Source organism: Bradyrhizobium sp. HKCCYLRH3097, from assembly GCF_051167875.1.
GTDB lineage: Bacteria > Pseudomonadota > Alphaproteobacteria > Rhizobiales > Xanthobacteraceae > Bradyrhizobium.
This window is the reverse complement of the sequence record NZ_JBNPTX010000001.1, coordinates 709416-731666: the sequence shown is the minus strand read 5'-3', so window position 1 is coordinate 731666 and position 22251 is coordinate 709416. Positions and strand designations below refer to the sequence as shown.

Annotated in this window: 19 protein-coding genes; 7 read left to right on the top strand and 12 right to left on the bottom strand. The window is 65.9% G+C overall.

The window, feature by feature from the left end; genetic code table 11:
• Window positions 1–68: 68 nt before the first annotated feature.
• The 6 genes from ACQR0U_RS03300 to ACQR0U_RS03275 form a co-directional block, all read right to left on the bottom strand.
• Complete coding sequence (locus ACQR0U_RS03300; RefSeq protein ID WP_434842592.1) at window positions 69–1721, bottom strand: PAS-domain containing protein; 1653 nt, start codon at window positions 1719–1721, stop codon at window positions 69–71.
• Window positions 1722–1879: 158 nt separating this feature from the next.
• Entirely contained in the window at window positions 1880–2476 is a 597-nt protein-coding gene (locus ACQR0U_RS03295) for an AprI/Inh family metalloprotease inhibitor (RefSeq protein ID WP_315715433.1), read from the bottom strand.
• A gap of 92 nt (window positions 2477–2568) precedes the next feature.
• Window positions 2569–3552 (bottom strand): 2-hydroxyacid dehydrogenase, encoded by a 984-nt coding sequence (locus ACQR0U_RS03290; protein ID WP_315752257.1) that lies wholly within the window; start codon window positions 3550–3552, stop codon window positions 2569–2571.
• A complete protein-coding gene (locus ACQR0U_RS03285; protein ID WP_315715432.1) occupies window positions 3552–4280 on the bottom strand; it encodes an ABC transporter permease in 729 nt (242 codons plus the stop codon). The genes ACQR0U_RS03290 and ACQR0U_RS03285 overlap by 1 nt, the downstream gene beginning before the upstream one ends.
• Before the next feature lie 83 nt (window positions 4281–4363).
• Entirely contained in the window at window positions 4364–5164 is an 801-nt protein-coding gene (locus ACQR0U_RS03280) for an ABC transporter ATP-binding protein (RefSeq protein ID WP_315752258.1), read from the bottom strand.
• A 25-nt stretch (window positions 5165–5189) separates the two neighbouring features.
• Window positions 5190–6191: an ABC transporter substrate-binding protein gene (locus tag ACQR0U_RS03275; protein ID WP_315752323.1), complete on the bottom strand. Its 1002-nt coding sequence runs from the start codon at window positions 6189–6191 to the stop codon at window positions 5190–5192.
• Between the two features lie 122 nt (window positions 6192–6313).
• Here ACQR0U_RS03275 and ACQR0U_RS03270 point away from each other — a divergent pair, with 122 nt between their 5' ends.
• The 6 genes from ACQR0U_RS03270 (at window position 6314) to ACQR0U_RS03245 (ending at window position 14893) form a co-directional block, all read left to right on the top strand.
• Window positions 6314–7144 (top strand): creatininase family protein, encoded by an 831-nt coding sequence (locus ACQR0U_RS03270; RefSeq protein WP_315752259.1) that lies wholly within the window; start codon window positions 6314–6316, stop codon window positions 7142–7144.
• 146 nt (window positions 7145–7290) lie between these two features.
• Window positions 7291–7572 (top strand): hypothetical protein, encoded by a 282-nt coding sequence (locus tag ACQR0U_RS03265; protein WP_315752260.1) that lies wholly within the window; start codon window positions 7291–7293, stop codon window positions 7570–7572.
• Between the two features lie 345 nt (window positions 7573–7917).
• On the top strand, window positions 7918–9903 hold the full coding sequence (locus tag ACQR0U_RS03260) for a carbohydrate porin (protein WP_315825484.1): 1986 nt from the start codon (window positions 7918–7920) through the stop codon (window positions 9901–9903).
• Window positions 9904–10160: 257 nt separating this feature from the next.
• Window positions 10161–11471 (top strand): hemolysin family protein, encoded by a 1311-nt coding sequence (locus ACQR0U_RS03255; protein ID WP_315752262.1) that lies wholly within the window; start codon window positions 10161–10163, stop codon window positions 11469–11471.
• Window positions 11472–11842: 371 nt separating this feature from the next.
• Window positions 11843–13576, top strand: a complete 1734-nt coding sequence (locus tag ACQR0U_RS03250; protein ID WP_315825485.1) for an ABC transporter permease — start codon at window positions 11843–11845, stop codon at window positions 13574–13576.
• Between the two features lie 15 nt (window positions 13577–13591).
• Window positions 13592–14893, top strand: coding sequence for an ABC transporter ATP-binding protein (locus ACQR0U_RS03245; protein WP_315752264.1), 1302 nt, complete (start codon window positions 13592–13594; stop codon window positions 14891–14893).
• A gap of 11 nt (window positions 14894–14904) precedes the next feature.
• Here ACQR0U_RS03245 and ACQR0U_RS03240 read toward each other — a convergent pair whose 3' ends face one another.
• The 6 genes from ACQR0U_RS03240 to ACQR0U_RS03215 all read right to left on the bottom strand — a co-directional run bounded on the left by ACQR0U_RS03240 (window position 14905) and on the right by ACQR0U_RS03215 (window position 21009).
• Complete coding sequence (locus ACQR0U_RS03240; protein ID WP_315715292.1) at window positions 14905–15222, bottom strand: cupredoxin domain-containing protein; 318 nt, start codon at window positions 15220–15222, stop codon at window positions 14905–14907.
• A gap of 9 nt (window positions 15223–15231) precedes the next feature.
• Entirely contained in the window at window positions 15232–15753 is a 522-nt protein-coding gene (locus ACQR0U_RS03235) for a DUF4142 domain-containing protein (protein ID WP_315752265.1), read from the bottom strand.
• A 96-nt stretch (window positions 15754–15849) separates the two neighbouring features.
• Window positions 15850–16536: an RNA polymerase sigma factor gene (locus ACQR0U_RS03230; protein WP_315752266.1), complete on the bottom strand. Its 687-nt coding sequence runs from the start codon at window positions 16534–16536 to the stop codon at window positions 15850–15852.
• Between the two features lie 81 nt (window positions 16537–16617).
• Complete coding sequence (locus tag ACQR0U_RS03225; protein WP_315752267.1) at window positions 16618–18243, bottom strand: FMN-binding glutamate synthase family protein; 1626 nt, start codon at window positions 18241–18243, stop codon at window positions 16618–16620.
• Window positions 18244–18459: 216 nt separating this feature from the next.
• Window positions 18460–20025, bottom strand: coding sequence for an acyl-CoA synthetase (locus ACQR0U_RS03220; RefSeq protein WP_315752268.1), 1566 nt, complete (start codon window positions 20023–20025; stop codon window positions 18460–18462).
• A gap of 210 nt (window positions 20026–20235) precedes the next feature.
• On the bottom strand, window positions 20236–21009 hold the full coding sequence (locus ACQR0U_RS03215) for a ferredoxin--NADP reductase (RefSeq protein ID WP_315715287.1): 774 nt from the start codon (window positions 21007–21009) through the stop codon (window positions 20236–20238).
• A gap of 288 nt (window positions 21010–21297) precedes the next feature.
• Here ACQR0U_RS03215 and ACQR0U_RS03210 point away from each other — a divergent pair, with 288 nt between their 5' ends.
• Entirely contained in the window at window positions 21298–22251 is a 954-nt protein-coding gene (locus ACQR0U_RS03210; RefSeq protein ID WP_434842591.1) for an ATP-grasp domain-containing protein, read from the top strand.

Here is a 22251-nt window from a genome sequence, read left to right as displayed (position 1 = left end):
CGGCCGTTCTTGATGCAGATCAAGGCGACGTCAAGGCAGGGCAAGCCACGGCCTTGCCACGCGGCGCATCATGCCGCGACGCGCTGATCCTGGGTGCTGTCCTCGATGATGCTGAGGAGATATCTCGGCTCGCCCTCGCCGATCGAGACCGGCAGCCGGCGCACGACGATGTCGCGCGTACCGTTACCGGGTGTGAGGATGCTATGGGCTCGCGGCTCATCGTCGCCGCGCCCTGCGAGCTGGTCGCGGGCGGCTTCCTCGAGGATTGCGCCAGTCGGCGCGGAGAACAGTTCGCCCGGCGTGCGGCCGATGATGTCGCTGCGTGGCACGCCGAACAGACGCTCGGCGGCGCGATTGACGAACATGTAGCGCAGCGACTGCGCATCCTTGGCCAGCACCGCCTGCGGGATGTTCTCCAGCAATGCGGCGAGGAAATATTCGGCGCGCACGAGCTTGCGCTCGGCACGGCGCTGCGCGGTGAAATCCTCATGAGTGGCGATCCAGCCGCCGCCTTCCATCGGACGCTCCGAGATGCGGATGATGCGGCCGTCGGCGAGCTCGACCTCGACGATCTCGGCCCTTCGCGCCTTCATGCGCTCCCGTAGCGCGGCGAGGAACTCCGACGGCTTCTCACGCAGCAGGCCCAGCTTGGCGCGATGTGCGAGAATCTCGCGTACATGCGCACCGGGCTTCGCAACCGAGGCAGGAAGGCCGTAGAGCTTGCGGTACTGCTCGTTGACGATCAGCACGTAGCCGAAGCTGTCGAGCATGATCAGGCCCTGGGCCATGTTGGCGACTGCGGCATCCAGACGCTGCTGGTTGCTGAGCGCGCCCCGCTCCAGCCGCTCGTGCTCGCGCAGGATGTCGGCGTGCTGGCGCTCGATCTCGACCTCGTGCTGCTCGAGCTCCTGAATCCGGAAGGCGCCGTTCTGGAAAGTCTCCACCGCATGCGCGACCCGTCCGATCTCGTCATGGCGCCGCGCATGGGGAATCTTGAGCTTGATGCGGCCGGCGGCGATGCGGTCGGTGACGCGGGCGATGTCCAGCAGCGGCATCAGCACGCCCCAGCGCAGCGCCAGCGCCGCGGCCGCGATCAGCACGATAATCACCGCCCCGAGCGTGCCCAGATAGAACGCGGCCATGCCGCGCGCGTCGGCCGCCTCGCCGAGCTCGCGGGTGCGGTCGGCATAGAGCCGCGACAACTTCTCGAGGTCCTCGTTGAGCGCGGTGCGCACCGCGCGATTCTCGTCATTGTCGCCGAGCTCGCGCGCCGCCGACGATCCGACCGAGATCGTCTGCCGCGCCATCTCGGTGCGGAATGCGACGAACTGATCGATCCGCTTCCTGAACGGGGCGAACAGCGCGGCGTCGTCATCTGTGACCCGGCTTTCCCATTCGTCGACCACCTTGCTCAGCTGCGCGATCTTCGCAAGCTGCGAATCGGCGTAGCGCCGCGCGACGGTGCGGTCCAACGACATGTAGATGCCGCGCGATTCCATCACGACCGCGTAGATCAGCGCGTTGGTGCGCTCGATGTTGCGGGCTGCAATGGAAAGCGCTTCGAGCCGATCGTAGAACAGGCGCTGCTCGCGCAGCGCCGACAGCGCGCCCAGTGTCGACAGCATCACCAGGACGGCGAACGCGGCCGCAGCCGCAGAGATCTTGTCGTTGAGGCTGAACGACGGCAGCGACCTGTTGAACCGGCGCAACAACTCACGCATGGCGGTCCCCCTCGATGGAGTACAACCATCAGACGCAAGATGCGTAAACAACAAGTTCCAATCAGTGGAACCGGCGCGTAACCGACCGTTAACCAATCCGATGCCGGAAGAGGCTTGCCCGCCGCGCGGCAAGGGCGCTCAACGGCGCGCGTCTCGTCCTACTGCCTGAGCATGATCAGCGGATTGGCGCTGTCGGGCACCAGCCGCCACTGCGCATTGTCGTCCGCCTCGAACCGCCAGGTCTCGCCGCGGTCGGACATCAGCATCATCTGGCCGTGCTCGAGCCGCCACTGGCTCGGCGCGAACGCTGCGATCATGGGGTCGCATTTCGGCTTCACGAACACTTGGAAATTGTCGTGGCCGGCGTCGTTGTTGGTCAGCACCAGGCTGCAGATCGTGGCGCCATTGCCGCGGACCATCGCCCAGTCGCCGATCATCTGGTCCATCGATTTCGCCAGCGACCGCGCCGCCGCCAGGTTCTGCAGGATGTAGACGCCTTCGCCCTGGCGCAGTCCCTCGAAGATGCCGGCCTCGACCTCGGTGAAGTCGATCACCGCTTCGCCATTGGCGGCCTGGAGACTGACGATGTCGAGGCCCTTCACGTTCCAGCCGGCGATGTCCTTGGTGAAGGGCAGCGCGGCGGCGCAGCTCGGCTCCAGCTCGAGCTTCTGCCCGCGCGGCGCCGCGTCCGGCTTCAACGTCACGACGCAGGTCTTGCTGCGCTCGGTGGTCGCAAGCTCCCACTGCCCGATCATCGCTTTCTTCAGGCCGGCGGCGTCCTGCGCGACGGCAGGGACGCTCGCCACTGACGACAGCAGCGCGATCAGCATTGGGAGCGAGCGTTTCATCAGCGGCCTTTCACCGGCGTTTCCGGAACGGGCGTCAGCGGCGGCTTGCCGGCAAACCAGACCTTGAGATTGTCGACCACCAGCTGATCCATCGCGTTGCGGGTTACGATGGCAGCCGAGCCGATGTGTGGCAGCAGCACGACATTGTCCATCGCCTTGAGCTCGTCGGGTACCGCCGGCTCCTTCTCGAACACGTCGAGGCCGGCCCCGAGAATCGTGCCGGACTTCAGCGCCGCGACCAAAGCCTGCTCGTCGATCACCGAGCCGCGGGCGACGTTGACGACGACGCCCCGCGGCCCCAGCGCCTTCAGCACCTCGGCGTTGACGATTTTGTTGGTGCCGGCGCCGCCGGGCACGATCACGATGAGCGTGTCGACGTCCCTGGCCATCGCGAGCAGGTCGGGATAGTGCTTGTTGGTGACGCCCGCCGCCGGGTTGCGCGAGTGATAGACCACCGGCACCAGCGAGGCTTCGAGCCGGCGCGCGATCGCCTGGCCGATGCGGCCCATGCCGACCATGCCGACGGTGCGGTCGCGCAGCGAGCCGACGCTCAGCGGATAGGGCTTCGACATCCACTCGCCGGAGCGCACGAAGCGATCGGCCTTGATGAACTCGCGGCAGGTGGCGATCAGCAGGCCGAGCGCGACGTCGGCGACCTCCTCGGTCAGCACGTCCGGCGTGTTGGTGACGATGATGCCGTGCTGGCCGGCATGGGCGGCCGCGATATGGTCATAGCCGACGCCGAAGCTTGCGATCATCTCCAGCTTCGGCAGCATCGCCATCACGGCGGCATCGGTCTTCACGGTGTGGAAGGTCACGGCGACGCCGCGGATCCGCCCTTTCACGTCCGCCGGCAGCGCTTCGAGATCGGCCTGCGTCGTCGCATGGTGCACGGTGAAGCCGTCCGGGAACCCTTTCTCCAGGATCGGCCGCAGCGGCCCATAGATCAGAACATCGATCTTGTCAGACGAAGTAGCCGCCATCAGTTGTCCTTTCCAAGCGCGCTCTCGTGCCAGCGCCGCAAAACGAGGTGCGAAACTAGCGCCAGCAAGCCATAGATGACAATCCCGGCGACCGACAGCAGCACCAGCGCTGCGAACATGCGGGGTATGTTGAGACGATAGCCGGATTCGGCGATGCGATAGGCGAGCCCTGAGCCCGCGCCGGCGCTGCCCGCGGCGATCTCGGCGACGACGGCGCCGATCAGCGACAGGCCGCCGGCGATGCGCAGACCGCCGAGAATGTAGGGCAGAGCGGCGGGCAATTTCAGATAGCGCAAGGTCTGCCAGCGCGAGGCGCCGTAGAGCTGGAACAGGCCGGCGAGATTGCGATCGACCGAGTTGAGCCCGAGCGCGGTGTTGGACAGCACCGGGAAGAAGCCGACGATCCAGGCGCATACGACCACCGCGGTCTGCTGCGGCAGATAGATCAGGAGCAGCGGCGCGACCGCGATCACGGGGGTGACCTGCAGCACCACGGCATAGGGAAACAGCGCCCATTCCAGCCATCTCGACTGGTTGAACAACAGCGCCAGCGCGATGCCGCCGAGCGCGGCAGCGATGAAGCCTTCGAGCGTGGTGACCAGTGTCGTCAGCAGCGACTGCGCCAGAATGTCCCAGTCGGCAACCAACGTCTTCAGGATGAGCAGCGGGCCCGGCAGCACATAGGGCTGGATGCCGTTGACGCGCACCACCAACTCCCACGCCGTCATCGCTGCGACGAAAACCAAGGCCGGAAAGGCGAGGCTCGCCAGCCGCTCGCCCGCAACGGATGTCGCTCGCTCGGAGGCACCGCTCACAGCGCATGCACTCCGGTGTAGGCCGGCGCCAACGCGTCGGAGACGCGACGGCAGTATGCGGCGTAGTCCGGCGAGGCCCGGAACGCATCATCGCGCGAGTCGACGTCGATCCGGATTTCGGCACTGAGCCGGCCGGGCCGCGCCGTCATCACCAGCACGCGCTGCGACAGGTAGACCGACTCGAACACCGAATGGGTGACGAACAGGACGGTCATGTTCAGGCTGCGCCACAGCGCCAGCAGGTCGTTGTTGAGGCGAAAGCGCGTGATCTCGTCGAGGGCCGCGAACGGCTCGTCCATCAGCAGGATGTCGGGCCGCGTCACCAGCGCCCGCGCCAGCGAGGCGCGCATCTTCATGCCGCCGGACAATTCGCGCGGGAAAGCATCGGCAAAATCCGACAGGCCGACCTGCGCCAAGGCCGCATCGATCCGCGGCCGCGCCTCCATGGCCGGGACATGCGCAAGCTTCAACGGCAATCCGACATTGTCGCGCACGCTGGTCCAGGGCATCAAGGTCGGCTCCTGGAACACGAAGCCGATGCGATGGCCCGGATGCGTCTCGGACGCGGACGCCGCGACATCGACCGCGCCGCCGCTCGGGCGCGCGAGGCCTGCGATCAGCCGCAGCGCCGTCGACTTGCCGCAGCCGGAGGGGCCGAGCAGCGAGACGAACTCGCCTTTGGCGATGGTCAGATCGATCGGCCCCAGCGCGGCGACGCCGGACTCGTACACCTTGGTGACGCCGCGCAGGCGTACCGCGGTCGCGACGGCGCGCTCGGACGAAAGGGGTGAGCTCATTTGCTGAAAGTGCCGCTCAAGCGTCCTACTTCTTCGGCCGGAGATCGATGCCGACGCTCTTGTTGACGAAACGCAACGTGTAGGACTTGCGATAGTCGATCGTCGACTTGACCACGCCGGCCCGCACCATCTTGTCGAAGAAGCTGGCGATGCGCTCCTCCGTCATGGCGCCGATGCCCTTCTCCACGCTGTCGCCGGAATCGACGATGCCGTACTCCTTCATCTTGGCGACCGAATAGGCCAGCAGGTCGTCGGTCATCTCCGGGTTCATCTTCTTGATCAGCGCATTGCCCGCGGAATTGTCGCCGTAGATGTAGTTGTACCAGCCGATGATCGAGGCATCGACGAAACGCTGCACCAGGTCCGGCTTGCTCTCGATCAGGTCGCGGCGCGTCTCGATCAGGGTCGAATAGGTGTTGAAGCCGTTGTCTGCGAGCAGGATCACGCCGGGCTTGAAGCCGGCGGCGCGCTCGACCGCGAACGGCTCCGACGTGACATAGCCCTGCATTGCGCTCTGCGGCGTGGCGATGAAGGGCTGCGGATTGAACGTGTAGGGGCGGACGTTCTTCTCGGAGAAACCGTATTCCGATTTCAGCCATTGATAGTAGCTGGAGATGCCTTCCTTGGAGACGAACAGGGTCAGCGGCTTCAGCTCGTCGAGCTTGGTGATCCTGGACTCCGGGTGGGTCAGGAACACCTGCGGGTCCTTCTGGAACATCGCCGCGATCGACACCACCGGCACGTTGTTGGCGACCGCGTCGAACGACATCAGCGTGTTCGCGGCCATGAAGAACTCGATCTTGCCCGAGATCAGCAGCATGCGGTTGTTCTCGTTCGGACCGCCCGGCACGATCGTCACGTCCAGACCGTAGCGCTTGTAGGTGCCGTCGGCGACCGCCTGGAAGAAGCCGCCATGCTCGGCCTCGGCGACCCAGTTGGTGCCGAACGAGACCTTGTCCAGGGTCTGGGCATGGGCCGCCGAGATCATCCCGCCCAAAGTCCCGCCGAGGACCAGCAATGCCGCCATTAACGTTCGCGGCAGAAGCGCCTGCGCCATGTCTGGTCTCCCCGGTTCTTTCTGGCTGAACATGTTAAGATCGTTCGAGCGATACCTACCCTGCCCCACGGACGAAGGAAACTGCCCGCGCGATGACCCTGCCGCCCCGCGACTGGACCGAGCTGCACTGGCCCGCTTTGGCAACGTCCGAGGCGGGAACGCCCGAGAGCGCGCGCTGGATCGCAGTGCTGCCGCTCGCCGCCACCGAGCAGCACGGCCCGCACCTGCCTCTCGGCACCGACGTCTACATCGCCGAGGCCTATCTCGCCCAGGTGCGGGCGCTGTTGCCGCCGGCGCTGCCGGTGACGGTCCTGCCGGTGCAGCCAGTGGGGATCTCGACCGAGCATATCGACTATCCGGGCACGCTGACCATGCCGACCGAGGTCGCGCTGCGGAGCTGGCGTGCGCTCGGCGACAGCGTCGCGCGCGCCGGGATCAGGAAGCTCGTGATCGTCACCAGCCATGGCGGCAACAGTGCCGCGATGACCCTGGTCGCACAGGATCTGCGCGCTGATCACCGCATGCTGGTGGTGACGACGTCGTGGTCGCGCTTCGGTGCGCCCGACGGCCTGTTCTCGCCCGATGAGCTGCGGCACGGCATTCACGGCGGCGCCGTCGAGACCTCGATCATGCTGGCCCGCCATCCCACGCTGGTGCGCAGCGATGCGATCGCCGCATTCTCCTCGCGCGGCGCTGAGATGGAAACGACCTACAAGGTGCTCTCGACGCAGCGGCCGGCGCCGATGGCCTGGCAGACGCAGGACCTGAATGCGGGCGGCGCGGTCGGCGATGCCACGCAGGCGTCGGCGGAGAAGGGCGAGCGCGTGCTCGACCACGGCGCGCGGGCGTTCTGTGCGCTGCTGGACGACATCGATAACTTCGACGTGAACGCGCTTGGCCGCGGCCCCCTGTCGGGCGGCTGAGCCAGAGATAACACTCTGGATCTTCTGATGAATCTTCGAACGGCGTCGATCGCGATCAGGCGATTCGAACCGGTTTCGAAAAGGCTCCGTCCAATTTGGCAAGCGGCCGACGCCGGCCGCCGCAACAACAAACAGGAGCCTTCACCATGTCGATCAAGACCAAGATTGCCGCCCTCGCGCTGACCGCTCTCGCCGTGACCGGCAGCATCGCCGCAACGTCGACGCCTGCCGCGGCCAACGGCTTCCATCATCACCATTGGGGCTGGGGCGTCGGTGCCGGCCTCGTCGGCGCCGCCGTCGTCGGCAGCGCCATCGCCGCCAGCAACGACGGCTACTACTATGGCGGTGGCTATCGGTACTGCCGCTGGGTGCCGCAGTACAACGTCTACGGCCAGTATGTCGGCCGGGTCAGGGCCTGCGGCTATTGATGCTGGGCTTTCGTCGCGCCCCGCCCAGCCGCGGCCAAGGCTCGCCTCGCCAAATTCGCCAAGGCCGGGCGTCTACCTGCCCCGATCTGCGATCTCGACAGCCCGCCCGGCCGCCCGGGCGGGCCGATTGTTGCGTGGGCGCAACACCCTCGATCAGAAACCGGGTCAGATCGCCCCACGCTTGCTCTTGCGAATTAATCGCAATATAAATCATCCCTGAATTGCCGCGTGTCATCCACACTTCCGATCAAACATCGACGACTCCGTAATCTTCTCGTGACTGTGCGCGGGCAATCAGTTGTGACGTTGCCTGTGTCGTTTGCCTTGCCTTGGGAATCCGCCGCCATGATCCGTTCGAACTGCACCCGGGAAGTGATCGCGGCCGGCGCCATGATCGCCGCGCTCGCTGCCCCCGCCGCTGCCGCCGACCTGCCGGTCAAGGCCCGGATGGCGCAAACGGTGTTCGACTGGACCGGCCTCTATGTCGGCGTCCATGCCGGCTATACACGTGACCACGGCCGGGCGACCCTGACGGACCCGAGCGGCACGGTCAGCACCGGCAGCCCGTTCAGCGGTCTCACCGGCGGCGTTCAGGCCGGCTACAACTGGGTCACCCGCTCCGGGCTGTTGCTCGGGCTCGAGGGTGATTTCAGCTTTCCGAACTATCTCACCTCCAACCACACCGTCGCGATGCTCGGCACGCCCGGCTCGAACGTCTCGGAGCTGTGGGACTATGTCGCCACCGCCCGCGGCCGCGTCGGCTACATCAGGGGCGACTGGCTGGTCTATGCCACCGGCGGCCTTGCCTGGACCGGCGGCCGCTTCATCAACACCAATGCAGCCGGCGACACCGAGAAACTGCTGACGACGCGGCTCGGCTGGGCCGCCGGCGCCGGCATCGAACGCAGCTTTGCGCCGCATTGGAGCTGGCGCCTCGAATATCTCTACAGCCATTTCGAGAACGGTGGCGTCCGCTTCTCCAACGGAGCCAGCTACAATTCGCAACTCGACTTCCAGACCCTGCGGGTCGGGCTCAACCGGAAGCTCGACTTCGCCAGCGGTCCCGACCTGAAGCTCAAGAGCGATCCGTCCGATCCCGAATCCGACCGCTGGGAGATCCACGGCCAGGCGACCGTGATCGGCCAGGGCTATCCGGCGTTCCGCGCCGCCTACACCGGCGCCAACAGCCTGACACCCGCGCGCCAATTCCAGGAGACCTGGAGCAACAGCCTGTACATCAACGCGCGGCTGTGGGACGGCGGCGAGGTCTACTACAATCCCGAGCTGCTGCAGGGCTTCGGCCTCAGCAACACCGTCGGACTCGGCGGCTTCCCCAATGGCGAAGCGCAGAAGTCCGACTTCCCCTATCCGCACTACAACACCTCGCGGCTGTTCCTGCGCCAGACCTTCGGCTTCGGCGGCGAGCAGGAGCAGCTCGGCAGCGGCCAGCTGCAGCTCTCCGGCAAGCAGGACATCTCGCGTCTCACGGTGCAGATCGGCAAATTTCCGGTGCTCGACGTGTTCGACGGCAACGCCTACGCCAAGGATGCGCGCAAGGACTTCATGAACTGGTCGATCTGGGCGCCCGGTGCCTTCGACTACGCCGCCGACAAGCTCGGCCTGACCTATGGCGCCACCGCCGAGCTGAACCAGAGGAACTGGGCGCTGCGCGCCGGCTATTTCCTGGTCGACGCCACCTCGAACTCCAACAATTTCGACACGAACGTGTTCAGGCGCGGCAGCTATGTCGTCGAGCTGGAGACGCGCTATCAGCTGTTCTCACAGCCGGGCCACCTGCGCACCATCGGCTTCTTCAACAACACCTTCTCCGGCAGCTACCGCGAGACGCTGGACAATCCCGCGCTCAATGCCGACATCACCCAGACCCGCCGCGGCCGCCCCAAATACGGCTACGTCGTCTCTTTCGACCAGGCGCTGTCAGACGAGCTCGGCCTGTTCGGCCGCTGGAGCTGGAACGACGGCAAGACCGAGATCATGGCCTTCACCGACATCGACAACAGCCTGTCGTTCGGCACCTCGATCAAGGGCACGCGCTGGGGCCGTCCCGATGATACGATCGGCCTCGCCGGCGTGACCAACGGGCTGTCGCGCGACCACCGCGCCTTCCTCGCCGCCGGCGGCCTCGGCCCGCTGATCGGCGATGGTGCGCTGAACTATCGGCGCGAGAACATCATCGAGGCCTACTACGCCTACTCGATCAACAAATACCTGACCTTCACGGCGGACTACCAGTTCGTCAACAACCCCGCCTACAACGCCGACCGCGGCCCGGTGTCGATCTTCTCCGGGCGGTTGCACGGGGATTTCTGAGGGCGACAGGCTGCGCCGCCGTCGAGGCCGGCAGTCGAGCGCCGATGAGAGCCACAATTCGCGCCACAAATGGGTGTCGTCCGGGCTCAAGGCCGGGACGACAGCGGAGGATGATGCGCCCGTCGGTGCGCCAAGCTGACCTGCCGCCAGGGTGCAGTCCCCCATGCGCTTACCGCAATGCGGCATTGGGCGCTTGCCATCCCCATATGCTAGGACCTGTCTCCATTCCCCGCCCCTTCGGGCGCTCACAGGTCGAAATGCTCTCAGTCGAACTCGCCATCATCGTCGTCCTCATCGTCGTCAACGGGCTGTTGTCGATGTCCGAACTCGCGATCGTCTCGTCGCGGCCGGCCCGGCTGGCCATGCTGGCCGAGAAAGGCGTGTCCGGCGCGCGGCGGGCGCTGACGCTGGCGTCCGACCCGGGGCGATTCCTGTCGACGGTGCAGATCGGCATCACCCTGGTCGGCGTGCTCTCCGGCGCGTTCTCGGGCGCCACGCTCGGCCAGCGCCTGACGCAATCGCTGCTGGAGCTCGGCCTGTCGGCTTCCGTCGCCGACATCGTCGGCGTCGGCCTGGTCGTCACCATCATCACCTATGCCACGCTGATCGTCGGCGAGCTGGTGCCGAAGCAGCTCGCGCTGCGTGATCCCGAGGCGATTGCCGTCCGCGTCGCGCCGGCCATGCAGGTGCTCGCCAAGGTGTCGCTGCCGCTGGTGGTCCTGCTCGACCTTTCCGGCAAGCTGATCCTGACGCTGCTCGGCCGTTCCGGCGAGGCCGAGGAGAAGGTCTCGGAGGCGGAGATCCATCATCTGGTGCGCGAGGCCGAGACTGCCGGCGTGCTCGAGCCGGGCGAGAAGGAGATGATCGCGGGCGTGATGCGGCTCGGCGACCGCCCGGTCGGCGCCATCATGACGCCGCGTCCCGAGGTCGACGTCGTCGACCTCAACGACGATCCCAAGGCCATTCGCGAGCTGCTCGCCAGGAGCCCGCATTCGCGCCTGCCGGTGTCGGACGGCGAGCGCGACCGTCCGATCGGCGTGCTCCAGGCCAAGGACCTGCTGGCGGCCTATCTGCGCGACGAGACGCCGGACCTGCGCAACCTGGTGCGCGAGGTGCCGATCATTCCCTCCACCGTCGATGCGCGCGACGTGATCGCGATCCTCAAGGTAGCGCCCGTGCATATGGGGCTGGTCCACGACGAATACGGCGCGTTCGAAGGCGTCGTGACCGCGGCGGATATTCTGGAGTCGATCGTCGGCGCATTCTCGTCCGAGCAGGGTCCCCCCGAGCCCGCCTGCGTCCGCCGCGACGACGGCTCGCTGCTGGTCTCCGGCTGGATGCCGCTCGACGAGTTCGCCGACGTCCTCGCCATCGAGGTGCCGCCACATCGCGGCTATCACACCGTCGCCGGCCTGGTGCTGCAGCACTTCGGCAGCGTGCCCGAGGTCGGCCAGAGCTTCGAGCTGCAGGGGTGGCGCTTCGAGATCATCGACCTCGACGGCCGCCGCATCGACAAGATCCTGGCGACCAGGCTCGCGCCGGAGGGCGGCGAGCCGAATGTGGGGTAGCTGAACCCGTGCTGTCGCCGCAACGACAGTGCGCCCCGCCGGAGCATTCTCGCACCCGCTTCGCATCTGCCATGCGATGCGACCTCCCTCGCACGCGGCGGAGGCGCAGATCGAGCGAGTGGCGCGCGATCAGGCATACCCCGGACAGCCGATGTCGCGGGAACGTGAAGACGCGGCCTGCGTATCCTTTGATAGGCCGACATGTGGTACCGGATCCCGGCCGCCGCCGCTTGATATCAAACCATCACACAGGGCACTTAGGGTACGGATTCGGTCGGCAGCCCCAGCCGGCGCGAACCAGCCCATACGCCATGACAAGCACCGTCCGCAGCCACCGCCGATGGCTGCGGACGACGAGACGAGACACGCCGATGATGCTTCAGGAGCTCCGGACCACAGTGCTGCGCGACGCCGTCCGTCCCAACATCTGGGACGTGGTCGCGCTGGTGATCGTGGTGGGCGCGATGGTGCTGATCGTCTATGGCGGCGAGCAGACCACCCAGCCGCTGTCGGCGCTGGATACCGCCCCGGTGTCGCTCGATCCGGCCAACCTTCCGCTCTACGCGCTGCGCACGACCTTGCGCATGCTGCTCGCGATCGCGTGCTCGCTCGTGTTCACCTTCGTCTACGCCGCGCTGGCGGCCAAGAGCCGGCGCGCCGAGATCGTGCTGATCCCGCTGCTCGACATCCTGCAGTCGGTGCCGATCCTCGGCTTCCTCACCTTCACCGTCGTGTTCTTCATGAACCTGCTCCCCGGCAAGGTGCTGGGCGCCGAGCTCGCCTGCGTGTTCGCGATCTTCACCAGCCAGGCCTGGAACATGACCTTCAGCATGTACCAGTCGATGCGCAACGTGCCGAAGGATCTGGAGGAGGCGACGCGCAGCTTCCACCTCTCCGGCTGGCAGCGCTTCTGGCGGCTCGACGTCCCCTATGCGATGCCCGGCCTGATCTGGAATGCGATGATGTCGATGTCCGGCGGCTGGTTCTTCGTCGTGGCCTCCGAGGCGATCACGGTCGGCAACACCACCGTCACCCTGCCCGGCATCGGCTCCTACGTCGCGCTGGCAATTCAGCAGAAGGATCTCGCCGCGATCGGCGCCGCGCTGCTGACCATGCTGCTGGTCATCACCGCCTACGATCAGCTGCTGTTCCGTCCGATCGTGGCCTGGGCCGACAAATTCCGCTTCGAGCAGACCGCCTCGGGCAATCCGCCGAGCTCGTGGATGCTCGACCTGTTCCGGCGCACCCGCGCGCTGCGCTCGCTGTCCGTCCCGTTCGCCGCGGTCAATCGCGCCGTCTCGAACCTGCGGATCAACTGGCCTAAAACCTGGAGCGGCCCGGTGCGGCACGCGCCACCGTCGCAGCTCGTCGACGGCCTCTGGCTCGCCGTCGTCGTTCTCGGTTGCGCCTATGCCGGCTGGAAGACGTACCTCTACCTCTCGGCCACGCTGGCGCCCGCCGATGTCCTCTCCGCCATCGGCTATGGCCTGATCACGCTGATCCGCGTGGTGGTGCTGATCGGGCTGGCGTCGCTGATCTGGGTCCCCGTCGGCGTCTGGATCGGGCTGCGGCCCAAGCTCGCTGAGCGCATCCAGCCGCTGGCGCAGTTCCTCGCCGCCTTCCCGGCCAACCTCGCCTTCCCGGTGTTCGTCGTGCTGATCGTGCGCTTTCGCCTCGACGCCAATGTCTGGCTGAGCCCGCTGATGATCCTGGGCACGCAATGGTACATCCTATTCAACGTCATCGCCGGTGCCAGCGCCTTCCCGACCGACCTGCGCGAGGCGGCCGCGAGCCTGCACCTGACCGGCTGGCGCTGGTGGTTCAAGGTCGTGCTGCCCGGAATCTTCCCCTATTACATCACCGGCGCCATCACCGCCTCGGGCGGCTCATGGAACGCGGCGATCGTCGCAGAGGTCGCGAGCTGGGGCGACACGCATCTGACGGCGTCGGGGCTCGGCGCCTACATCGCCGCGGCGACGGAGCGCGGCGACTTTCCGCGCGTGGTACTCGGCATTGCCGTGATGTGCATCCTCGTCACTCTGTTCAACCGGCTGCTGTGGCGGCCGCTGTATGCCTTCGGCGAGCGCCGGCTGCGGCTCGGCTGACCGGGAGAGATCATCATGCGCGACCAGGTCAAGGACACATCGCTGATCGAGATCAAGAGCGTCAGCCGGCTCTTCCCAAAGGGCAGCGGCGAGGATCTCGTCGTGCTGGAGAAGGTCGACCTCACGATCCGAGCCGGCGAAATCGTCGGCCTGCTCGGACGCTCCGGCTCGGGCAAGTCGACCCTGCTGCGGATCATCGCCGGCCTGGTGTCGCCATCCTCAGGCGAAGCACGATGCCGCGGCGAGATCATCGCCGGCCCCCCTGTTGGCGTCGCCATGGTGTTCCAGTCGTTCGCGCTGTTTCCCTGGCTCACCGTGCTGCAAAACGTCGAACTCGGCCTGGAGGCGCTCGGTGTCGACAGTGCCGAGCGGCGCAAACGCGCGCTGGCCGCGATCGACCTGATAGGTCTCGACGGTTTCGAATCGGCTTTTCCAAAAGAGCTGTCCGGCGGCATGCGCCAGCGCGTCGGCTTCGCCCGCGCGCTCGTCGTGCATCCTGACCTCCTGCTGATGGACGAGCCGTTCTCCGCGCTCGACGTGCTCACCGCCGAGACGCTGCGCACCGACCTCGTCGATCTCTGGACCGACGGCCGGCTGCCGATCAAGTCGGTGCTGATGGTGACGCATAACATCGAGGAAGCGGTGCTGATGTGCGACCGCGTCCTGGTGTTCTCGTCCAATCCCGGCCGCGTCGCCGCCGAGTTCAGGATCGACCTGCCGCATCCGCGCAACCGGCTCGATCCCGCGTTCCGCCAGCTCGTCGACAGTCTCTATGCCCGCATGACGCAGCGGCCCGAGCCGAAGCTGCCGAGCACCGCCAGCGCCGGCGTGGGCATGGTGCTCAACCACGTGTCGTCGAACTCGATCTCCGGCCTGATCGAGACGCTAGCCGGCGAACCCTATAATGGGCATGCCGACCTGCCGGTGCTGGCGGGCCATCTGCAGCTCGAGGTCGACGAGATCTTTCCGCTGGCCGAGGCGCTGCAGCTCTTGCGCTTCGCCCAGCTCAGTGAAGGCGACCTGACCTTGACCGAGGACGGGCGGCGGTTCGCCCATCAGGAGACCGACGAGCGCAAGAAGCTGTTCGCGAAGCATTTGATGGAGAACGTGCCGCTGATGGGGCTGATCCGCCGCGTGCTCGACGACCGCCCCTCGCACGCCGCTCCGGCTGCGCGCTTCCGCATCGAGCTCGAGGACTACATGTCCGAGCACTACGCCGACGAGACCTTGCACACCATCGTGTCATGGGGCCGCTATGCCGAGCTGTTCGCCTATGACGAGCAGTCCGAGACCTTCAGCCTGGAGAACCCGCATTGAGGCCAACGGCGTCACGGCGCGATGGTCAGTGTCGCCTTCATGTTGGGATGAAAGCGGCAGTAGTAGTCGACCGTGCCCGCCTTCTTGAGGACCGAGCTCACCGTCTTGCTCGGCGGCAAAGTGACATCGAAGGCGCCATCCCGCGCCGTGGCCGTATGAGCCAGCGCATCCTTGTTGACCCATTCGACGGTATCGCCGACCTTGGCCGAAGCCGCGGCCGGCGAGAATTCGAGCTTGTCCACCAAGATCCGGATCGTGGCAGCGCGCGCCGGAACGCTCATGGCGGCGAGCACAACCACACTCACGAGAGTGATGCGTCCTGACAGCATCGGATCGTCCTACTTCAGATCCGCCGCGACATGCTCGGCGTGCTGCTCGTGGCCCTGGAAGAGCTTCAAGCCGGTCTGCAGCAACTCCTTCAGCTCGGCGTTGGTTGCGGACGGAATGAGCTGCGTCTCCAGCGCGCCGTTCACCGTCTTGTGGTAGGCGACCTCGTTGGCGATATAGGCCTTGTCGAATGCCGCGCCCTTGAGCTTGCTGAGCTCGTCGAGCTTCTCGCTCGCCTGCTTCGACAGCGCGCGGCTGGTATCGTTGTCTTCCGGCGTCACTTTCAGCTTCTTGACCAGGGCGAGGGCCTGCTTGTTGACCGCCTCGTGGTCCCGCACCATGCCTTGCGCGAACTCCTTGACCTCCTTGCTGCCGGACTTGTCCAAGGCCTGCTTCGCCGCCTTGATGTCGATTTCGCCGGCGGTGTAGGCGATATGCGCGATCTGCGGATCGCTGAGCTTGGCGCCCTGCGACAGGGCGACGCTGCTCGTGAGGCAGAGCGCGAGGGCGATCGTACCGATATGCTTGAACATGGTTCTCATCTCCTGTGCCGCCGGACCTCGTGGCCGGCGGGTGAATGACTGCACAGGGATTGGATGAAAAGCGGGAGCCGACGTTCCCGAGAATCTTCAGGTCGGACGTCGAAGACGATCGAGCACGGCCTCGGTCAGCCGCTCGCAACGCGGGCCGGCGAAGGGAAACGCGTCCAGAAGGACGGGACCGATCTCTTTTTCGACGTTCTCGCGCAACATGCCGCGGGCGCGATGCAGGCGCGTCTTCACGGTCTCGGGCTTCAATCCGAGCAAGTCCGCCGTCTCGTCGATGCTCATCTCCTCGATCACGCGGGCGATGAACACCAGGCGAAACGGCTCGGACAGGTCATCGATCGCCCGTTCGACAACGGCCTGGATCTGGCGCTGCGCCACCGACTTCTCCGGATCGCTCGACGTGGCGGGAAATTGGATGACCTCGGCCCGAGGCTTGTTCTCTCGCTCCGCATCCAGTTGCAGTGCCGGTCGCCGCCCGCGCAGCCGCCCCATCGCCTCGTTCATCGCGATGCGAACCAGCCACGTCGACAGGCTGGACTGGCCGCGAAACGCGTCCAGGTGGGTGAGTGCCCGGACATAGGTTTCCTGCACGACGTCCTCCGCCTCGCTGTCGTTGCGCAGGATGCCGCGGGCGATCCGGAACAGGCGGCGGTTGTTGGCCTGCAGGATGGCCCGAATGGCCGCCTCGTCGCGGGCTTTCGCCCGTCGGATCAGGTCATCCTCGCCGCTCGTCGCCGCGGAGACCGTGGTCGCTGTGGTCCAAGGCATTGTCGATCATCCAAGCTGAGTACACGTGGCTTAGATGGAATTGGAGCCGGAAAGTTCCCAAGAACGATCACGCAAGGCGTTTCACTGCACCGCCGCAAACGTATCGGCTCGCGCCATCGCCCAGGCGTCGCGGAAGCGGACGTCCTGGGTGCCCTCGAGCAGTTCGCCCGGCCGCAGCGATGGATACAGCTTGGCAAAGGAGGAGACATCGGTGGTCGACGTCCGCTGTGAGAAGTGGATGGGCCGCAGATCCTGCGGATGCTCGAGGCCGGCGGCGGCGAGCAGCTCGGCCAGCGCATGCAGGGTCGCGTGATGATAGTTGTAGACGCGGTCGAGCTTGTGCGGCACGACCAGCGCGCGGGCGCGCGTCGGATCCTGCGTCGCGACGCCCGTCGGGCAGCGGTCGGTGTGGCAGCTCAAGGACTGGATGCAGCCGAGCGCGAACATGAAGCCGCGCGCCGAGTTGCACCAGTCGGCGCCGATCGACATCGCGCGCGCCATGTCGAAGGCGGTGGCGATCTTGCCGGAGGCGCCGATCTTGATACGATCGCGGACGTTCAGCCCGACCAGCGCATTGTGCACGAAATTGACGCCCTCGCGCATCGGCATGCCGAGGTGGTCCATGAACTCCAGCGGCGCCGCGCCGGTGCCGCCCTCATTGCCGTCGACCACGATGAAGTCGGGATAGATGCCGGTCTCCAGCATCGCCTTGCAGATCGCAAGGAACTCCCAGGGATGGCCAATGCACAGCTTGAAGCCGGCCGGCTTGCCGCCCGACAGCCGCCGCATCTCGCCGATGAACTGCATCATCCCGATTGGCGTCGAGAACGCGCGGTGCGCCGCCGGCGAGATGCAGTCCTCGCCCATCGCGACGCCGCGGATCTTGGAGATCTCCTCGGACACCTTCGCCGCCGGCAGCACGCCGCCGTGGCCGGGCTTGGCGCCCTGGCTGATCTTGAGCTCGACCATCTTGATCTGCTCGGCGGCTGCGACCCGCGCGAACGCGTCGGGGTCGAACGTGCCGTCATGGCGGCGGCAGCCGAAATAGCCGGATCCGATCTCCCAGATGATGTCGCCGCCCATCTCGGCATGGTACGGGCTGAAGCCGCCCTCGCCGGTGTCGTGCGCGAAGCCGCCGCGCTTGGCGCCACCATTGAGTGCGCGCACCGCATTCGGGCTCAGGGCGCCAAAGCTCATCGCCGAGATGTTGAACACCGAGGCGGAATAGGGTTTTGCGCAGTCGGGGCCGCCGATGGTGATGCGGTATTTTTCCTCCGCACGCGGCTTGGGCGACATCGAATGGTGCATCCATTCATAGCCCTCGCGGTAGACGTCTTCCTGGGTGCCGAACGGGCGCTTGTCGAGCACCATCTTGGCGCGCTGATAGACCACCGCACGGGTGTCGCGCGAGAACGGCATGCCGTCCTTCTCGCTCTCGAAGAAATACTGCCGCATCTCAGGCCGCATCTCCTCGAGCAGGAAACGCAGGTGTGCCGCGATCGGGTAGTTGCGCAGCACCGCGTGGCTCTTCTGCATGAGGTCGCGCACGCCGAGCAGGGTGAGCGCGCCGAAGATCAACAGCGGGATCAGGACGAGATCAAAGATCTTGCGGTCGTAGATGCCGAGGATCAGCAGCAAAGCGGTCGCCGTGGCGCAGATCGTCAGCACGATGAAGCGCGGCGAAAACGGGAGCAGCAGCGTATCCATGGAAGGCCTCGGGGCGGCTCGTGGAAGATCGATAATCACGATACTACTGATATCGCGAAGCAATCGTTACACAAGCGCGCGCAATCGGCCATCGATCATATCACAACGTCGATAGCCGCCTTCTATCGACTGCCGCGCTGCGGGATCGAGCCGCAGCGCCGGGCCGGCCTCCGGGACTCCCGGCGCCGCTACGCGTTGCTCGACGACGGCAGCCGCTTACCCCTGCGCAAACAGCCCCGAATGCGTCTCGCGCAACTGCCGCTTCAGCAGCTTGCCGCTGGGGTTCTTGGGCAGCGCATCGACGAACACGATCCGCTTCGGCGTCTTGAACGAGGCCAGCCTGGCCGAAGCCTGCTCGAGCACGGCCGCCTCGGTCAGCTCACAGCCGGACTTGACCACGACCATCGCCACAACGGCCTCGACCCAGCGCGGATGCGGCAGGCCGACGACGGCGACCTCCGACACTTCCGGGATCAGATAGAGCGCCTCCTCGACCTCGCGGCTGGCGACGTTCTCACCGCCGGTCTTGATCATGTCCTTCTTGCGATCGACGATGGTGATGTAGCCTTCCCCGTCGATGGTCGCGAGATCGCCGGAGTGAAACCAGTCGCCCTGGAAGGCGGCGGCGGTGCGCTCGTCGTCGTGGAAGTAGCCGAGCATCAGATGCGGCGAGCGGTGCACGACCTCGCCGACCTCGCCTGGTGCGACATCATTCATGTCGTCATCGACGACCCGCGTCTCGACGTTGAGCACGGCGCGGCCGCAAGAGCCCGGCTTGCGCAGTTGATCCTCGGGTCCGAGCATCGTCGCCAGCGGAGCGATCTCGGTCTGGCCGTAGAGATTCCACAGCCGCACCTTGGGCAGCCGCTGCGCCAGCTCGCGCAGCACCTCGACCGGCATGATCGAGGCGCCGTAATAGCCCTTGCGCAAGGTGGATACGTCGGTGGTCTCGAACAGCGGCGAGCGCAGGATCGAGATCCAGACGGTGGGCGGCGCGAAGAACGATGTGATCCGATATTTCGCGATCAGCGGCAGCAGATTGTCGGGCGTCGGAAACGCCGTGATGATGTTGGTCGCGCCGACATAGATCGAAGGGCCGAAGAACACGTCGAGCTGCGCGCAATGATACAGCGGCAGCGCGTGCAGGGTGACGTCATCGGCGGCGATGCCAGCATCGACGATACAGCTCACATACTGCCAAATGACGGCGTCATGGGTGAGCATGGCGCCCTTCGGCAGCGACTCCGTACCAGAGGTGTAGACGATCTGCGCGACGTCGCTTCCGGCGATCTCGACGGCAGGCACCGTCGCCGTCGACGCCGCGAGCTCCGCAAAGTCGATCATGTCGCTTTGCCGCTCGCTCGGACCTTCCGACGGCAGCCAGATCATCTGCTCGACCGCCGGCACCAGCGTCTTGGCGGCGCGGGCCACGCCGGCAAAGCCGCTGTCGGTCGCCAGCAGCCGCGCGCCGGCATGCTTGAGGATGTAGGCAACCTCCTCGGGCTTGAGCATGAAGTTGATCGGCACCAGCACGGCGCCGAGCCGCGCCAGCGCGAAGCGCAAGGCCGCGAAGGCATGCGAATTGCGGGCGAGGATGGCCACGCGCTCGCCCTTGCCGACACCGCGGGTGGCGAGGCCGGCCGCGAGGCGGTCGACGATGGCGTTGAACTCGGCGTAGGTCCAGCTGACCTCGCCGCAGATCACGGCCGTCTTTCCCGGCGTGCGCGCCGCGCTCCGCCGCAGGAGGTCACCGAGCGTCTGCCTGCGAACGATGGAATCCATGGCCGTACCCCTTATTGTATCGGGGATGGCCGCCGCTCAGGCAGTCCAAGTCCCCTCCCTGTGTCGCGCCGGACGTCTGCAGGTCCGGTCTTGCTGCCGAAAATCGCACAGCCGCTTCGAAACGCGCAAGGAGGATATTGCCAACGAAAAGAGCGCCCCGATTGCGTCGAGGCGCTCTTTCAGAAAAGTCGGAGACGAAGGGGCGACGGCTCAGCGCTCGACGAAGGCCTTCTCGATCACGAAATGGCCCGGCTCGTTGCCGCTGCCTTCGAGGAAGCCGCGCGACTCGAACATGGTCTTGAGTTCCTCCAGCATCGCCGGGCTGCCGCACATCATGATACGGTCCTTGGCGATATCGAGCTCATGCTGGCCGATATCGTTGAACAGCTGCTGCGACGAGATCAGGTCGGTGATGCGGCCACGGTTGCGGAACGGCTCGCGTGTGACGGTCGGATAATACTGCAGCTTGCCGTCGAGCAGTTCTCCGAACAACTCGTCCTCGCGCAGCTTGGCGACGACGCTCTCGCCATAGGCGAGCTCGGCGACCTGGCGGCAGCCATGGACCAGCACGATGCTCTCGAACCGCTCGTAGACGTCGGGGTCCTTGATCAGGCTGGCGAACGGGGCAAGGCCGGTGCCGGTCGACAGCAGCAGAAGCCGGCTGCCGGGCAGCAGGTTGTCGGGGATCAGCGTGCCGGTCGCCTTGCGGCCGACCAGGATGGTGTCGCCTTCCTTGATCTTCTGCAGCCGGGAGGTCAGCGGTCCGTCTTGCACCTTGATGCTGAAGAACTCGAGTTCCTCCTCGTGATTGGCGCTGGCCATGCTGTAGGCGCGCAGCAGCGGGCGGCCCTCGACCTCGAGGCCGATCATCGCGAACTGACCATTCTGGAAGCGGAAGCCCGCATCGCGGGTGGCTCGGAAGGAGAACAGGGTGTCCGTCCAGTGGTGAACGGAAAGAACTTTCTCTTTATAGAACGCGCTCATGTCGTTTGTTTTTTCACGTGGGCTGAAGTTGGAAGAAACAAGTCGTGACGGAGGCAGGACCGCAAAACCCCTATAGATCCAGCGATTTCGGCGCCTGATGTACGTGAAAACAGCGAATAATCAACCCGCATGGACGCACCATTGATCACGATCAAATGCATGCCGGCTGATGTCCGGATTCGCCTCGATCGGGCATTCGTTCGTACACAAACGATATGGGTAATTTACTTGCCGATATTCCGATTTTCCAGCACTTTAATTCCGCATCTCTGGCCCAATCCTTGAGCAATGATTAACCATCCGCAGGCCCAGCTCGCCGCCATCACCCGCTACTGCGCCGAACGAGGCATCGCGCTCGACGTGCGGGAGGACGGCTGGCTGCTGGTGCTCGAGGATGCCACCCGGCGTCACCTGATCTTCGGCTATGATCTCGGCCTGAACAGTGCGGTGGCGCACAGACTGGCCTGCGACAAGGCGGCGACCTCGGCGCTGCTGAGAGCCGACGGGATTGCCGCGGTTCCACACGCATTCTTTCTGGCGCCGGCCCTCGGCGGCCAGTCCGGGCAGACGGCCGAGGCCGCGCTGGCGCTGCTCGAAACGCATCCGCGCGGGCTGGTGGTCAAGCCCAACGAGGGGACCTCTGGACGGTCGGTGGTCCGCGTCACGGCGAAGGATGACCTGCTGCGCGCAGTGAACAGCATCTTCGAGACCGGCGCGAATGTCGCGATCGCGCCGCTCATGGACATCGTCGACGAAGTCCGTGTCGTGCAGCTCGATGACGCGTCCCTGATCGTCTACCGCAAGCAGCGCCCCATCGTGGCCGGCGATGGCGTGCAGCCGCTGCTCGCCCTCGCGCTGGCGGCCACTCCGGCCACGGGGCACGCGCAACTCCTGCGACGCCTCGATGCGGAATTCGACGCGTCGGCCTTGCGCGCCGTCGTGCCGCGCGGCGAGCAGCGCCTGCTGAGCTGGCGGCACAATCTCGAATTCGGAGCTCAGCCCGTGCTGCTCGAACCAGGCGCGGAGCGGGACCTTTGTGCCGCACTCGCCACCGCGGCGGCAGGCGTCATCGGCATCCGCTACGCATCGGTCGACCTCGTGCTGGCCGATGGACACTGGCAGGTGCTCGAGATCAATTCGGGCGTGAAGATGGAGGCGCTCGGCCGGCATGCGCCGGAGCTGGTCGAAAGCACCTATTTCGCCGCGCTCGACGCGATCTTCGGCAGAGGCCCGCCGAAATGA

Excerpts from the sequence above, each read along its gene's own strand:
- ACQR0U_RS03295 (WP_315715433.1), bottom strand. The coding sequence starts at position 2,476 with ATGATCGGGCAGTGGGAGCTTGCGACCACCGAGCGCAGCAAGACCTGC.
- ACQR0U_RS03210 (WP_434842591.1), top strand. The coding sequence starts at position 21,298 with ATGATTAACCATCCGCAGGCCCAGCTCGCCGCCATCACCCGCTACTGC.
- ACQR0U_RS03265 (WP_315752260.1), top strand. The coding sequence starts at position 7,291 with ATGTCGATCAAGACCAAGATTGCCGCCCTCGCGCTGACCGCTCTCGCC.
- ACQR0U_RS03215 (WP_315715287.1), bottom strand. The coding sequence starts at position 21,009 with ATGAGCGCGTTCTATAAAGAGAAAGTTCTTTCCGTTCACCACTGGACG.
- ACQR0U_RS03285 (WP_315715432.1), bottom strand. The coding sequence starts at position 4,280 with ATGACGGCGTGGGAGTTGGTGGTGCGCGTCAACGGCATCCAGCCCTAT.
- ACQR0U_RS03230 (WP_315752266.1), bottom strand. The coding sequence starts at position 16,536 with ATGCCTTGGACCACAGCGACCACGGTCTCCGCGGCGACGAGCGGCGAG.
- ACQR0U_RS03255 (WP_315752262.1), top strand. The coding sequence starts at position 10,161 with ATGCTCTCAGTCGAACTCGCCATCATCGTCGTCCTCATCGTCGTCAAC.
- ACQR0U_RS03300 (WP_434842592.1), bottom strand. The coding sequence starts at position 1,721 with ATGCGTGAGTTGTTGCGCCGGTTCAACAGGTCGCTGCCGTCGTTCAGC.
- ACQR0U_RS03260 (WP_315825484.1), top strand. The coding sequence starts at position 7,918 with ATGATCCGTTCGAACTGCACCCGGGAAGTGATCGCGGCCGGCGCCATG.
- ACQR0U_RS03240 (WP_315715292.1), bottom strand. The coding sequence starts at position 15,222 with ATGCTGTCAGGACGCATCACTCTCGTGAGTGTGGTTGTGCTCGCCGCC.
- ACQR0U_RS03245 (WP_315752264.1), top strand. The coding sequence starts at position 13,592 with ATGCGCGACCAGGTCAAGGACACATCGCTGATCGAGATCAAGAGCGTC.
- ACQR0U_RS03270 (WP_315752259.1), top strand. The coding sequence starts at position 6,314 with ATGACCCTGCCGCCCCGCGACTGGACCGAGCTGCACTGGCCCGCTTTG.
- ACQR0U_RS03250 (WP_315825485.1), top strand. The coding sequence starts at position 11,843 with ATGATGCTTCAGGAGCTCCGGACCACAGTGCTGCGCGACGCCGTCCGT.
- ACQR0U_RS03220 (WP_315752268.1), bottom strand. The coding sequence starts at position 20,025 with ATGGATTCCATCGTTCGCAGGCAGACGCTCGGTGACCTCCTGCGGCGG.
- ACQR0U_RS03275 (WP_315752323.1), bottom strand. The coding sequence starts at position 6,191 with ATGGCGGCATTGCTGGTCCTCGGCGGGACTTTGGGCGGGATGATCTCG.
- ACQR0U_RS03235 (WP_315752265.1), bottom strand. The coding sequence starts at position 15,753 with ATGTTCAAGCATATCGGTACGATCGCCCTCGCGCTCTGCCTCACGAGC.
- ACQR0U_RS03225 (WP_315752267.1), bottom strand. The coding sequence starts at position 18,243 with ATGGATACGCTGCTGCTCCCGTTTTCGCCGCGCTTCATCGTGCTGACG.
- ACQR0U_RS03290 (WP_315752257.1), bottom strand. The coding sequence starts at position 3,552 with ATGGCGGCTACTTCGTCTGACAAGATCGATGTTCTGATCTATGGGCCG.
- ACQR0U_RS03280 (WP_315752258.1), bottom strand. The coding sequence starts at position 5,164 with ATGAGCTCACCCCTTTCGTCCGAGCGCGCCGTCGCGACCGCGGTACGC.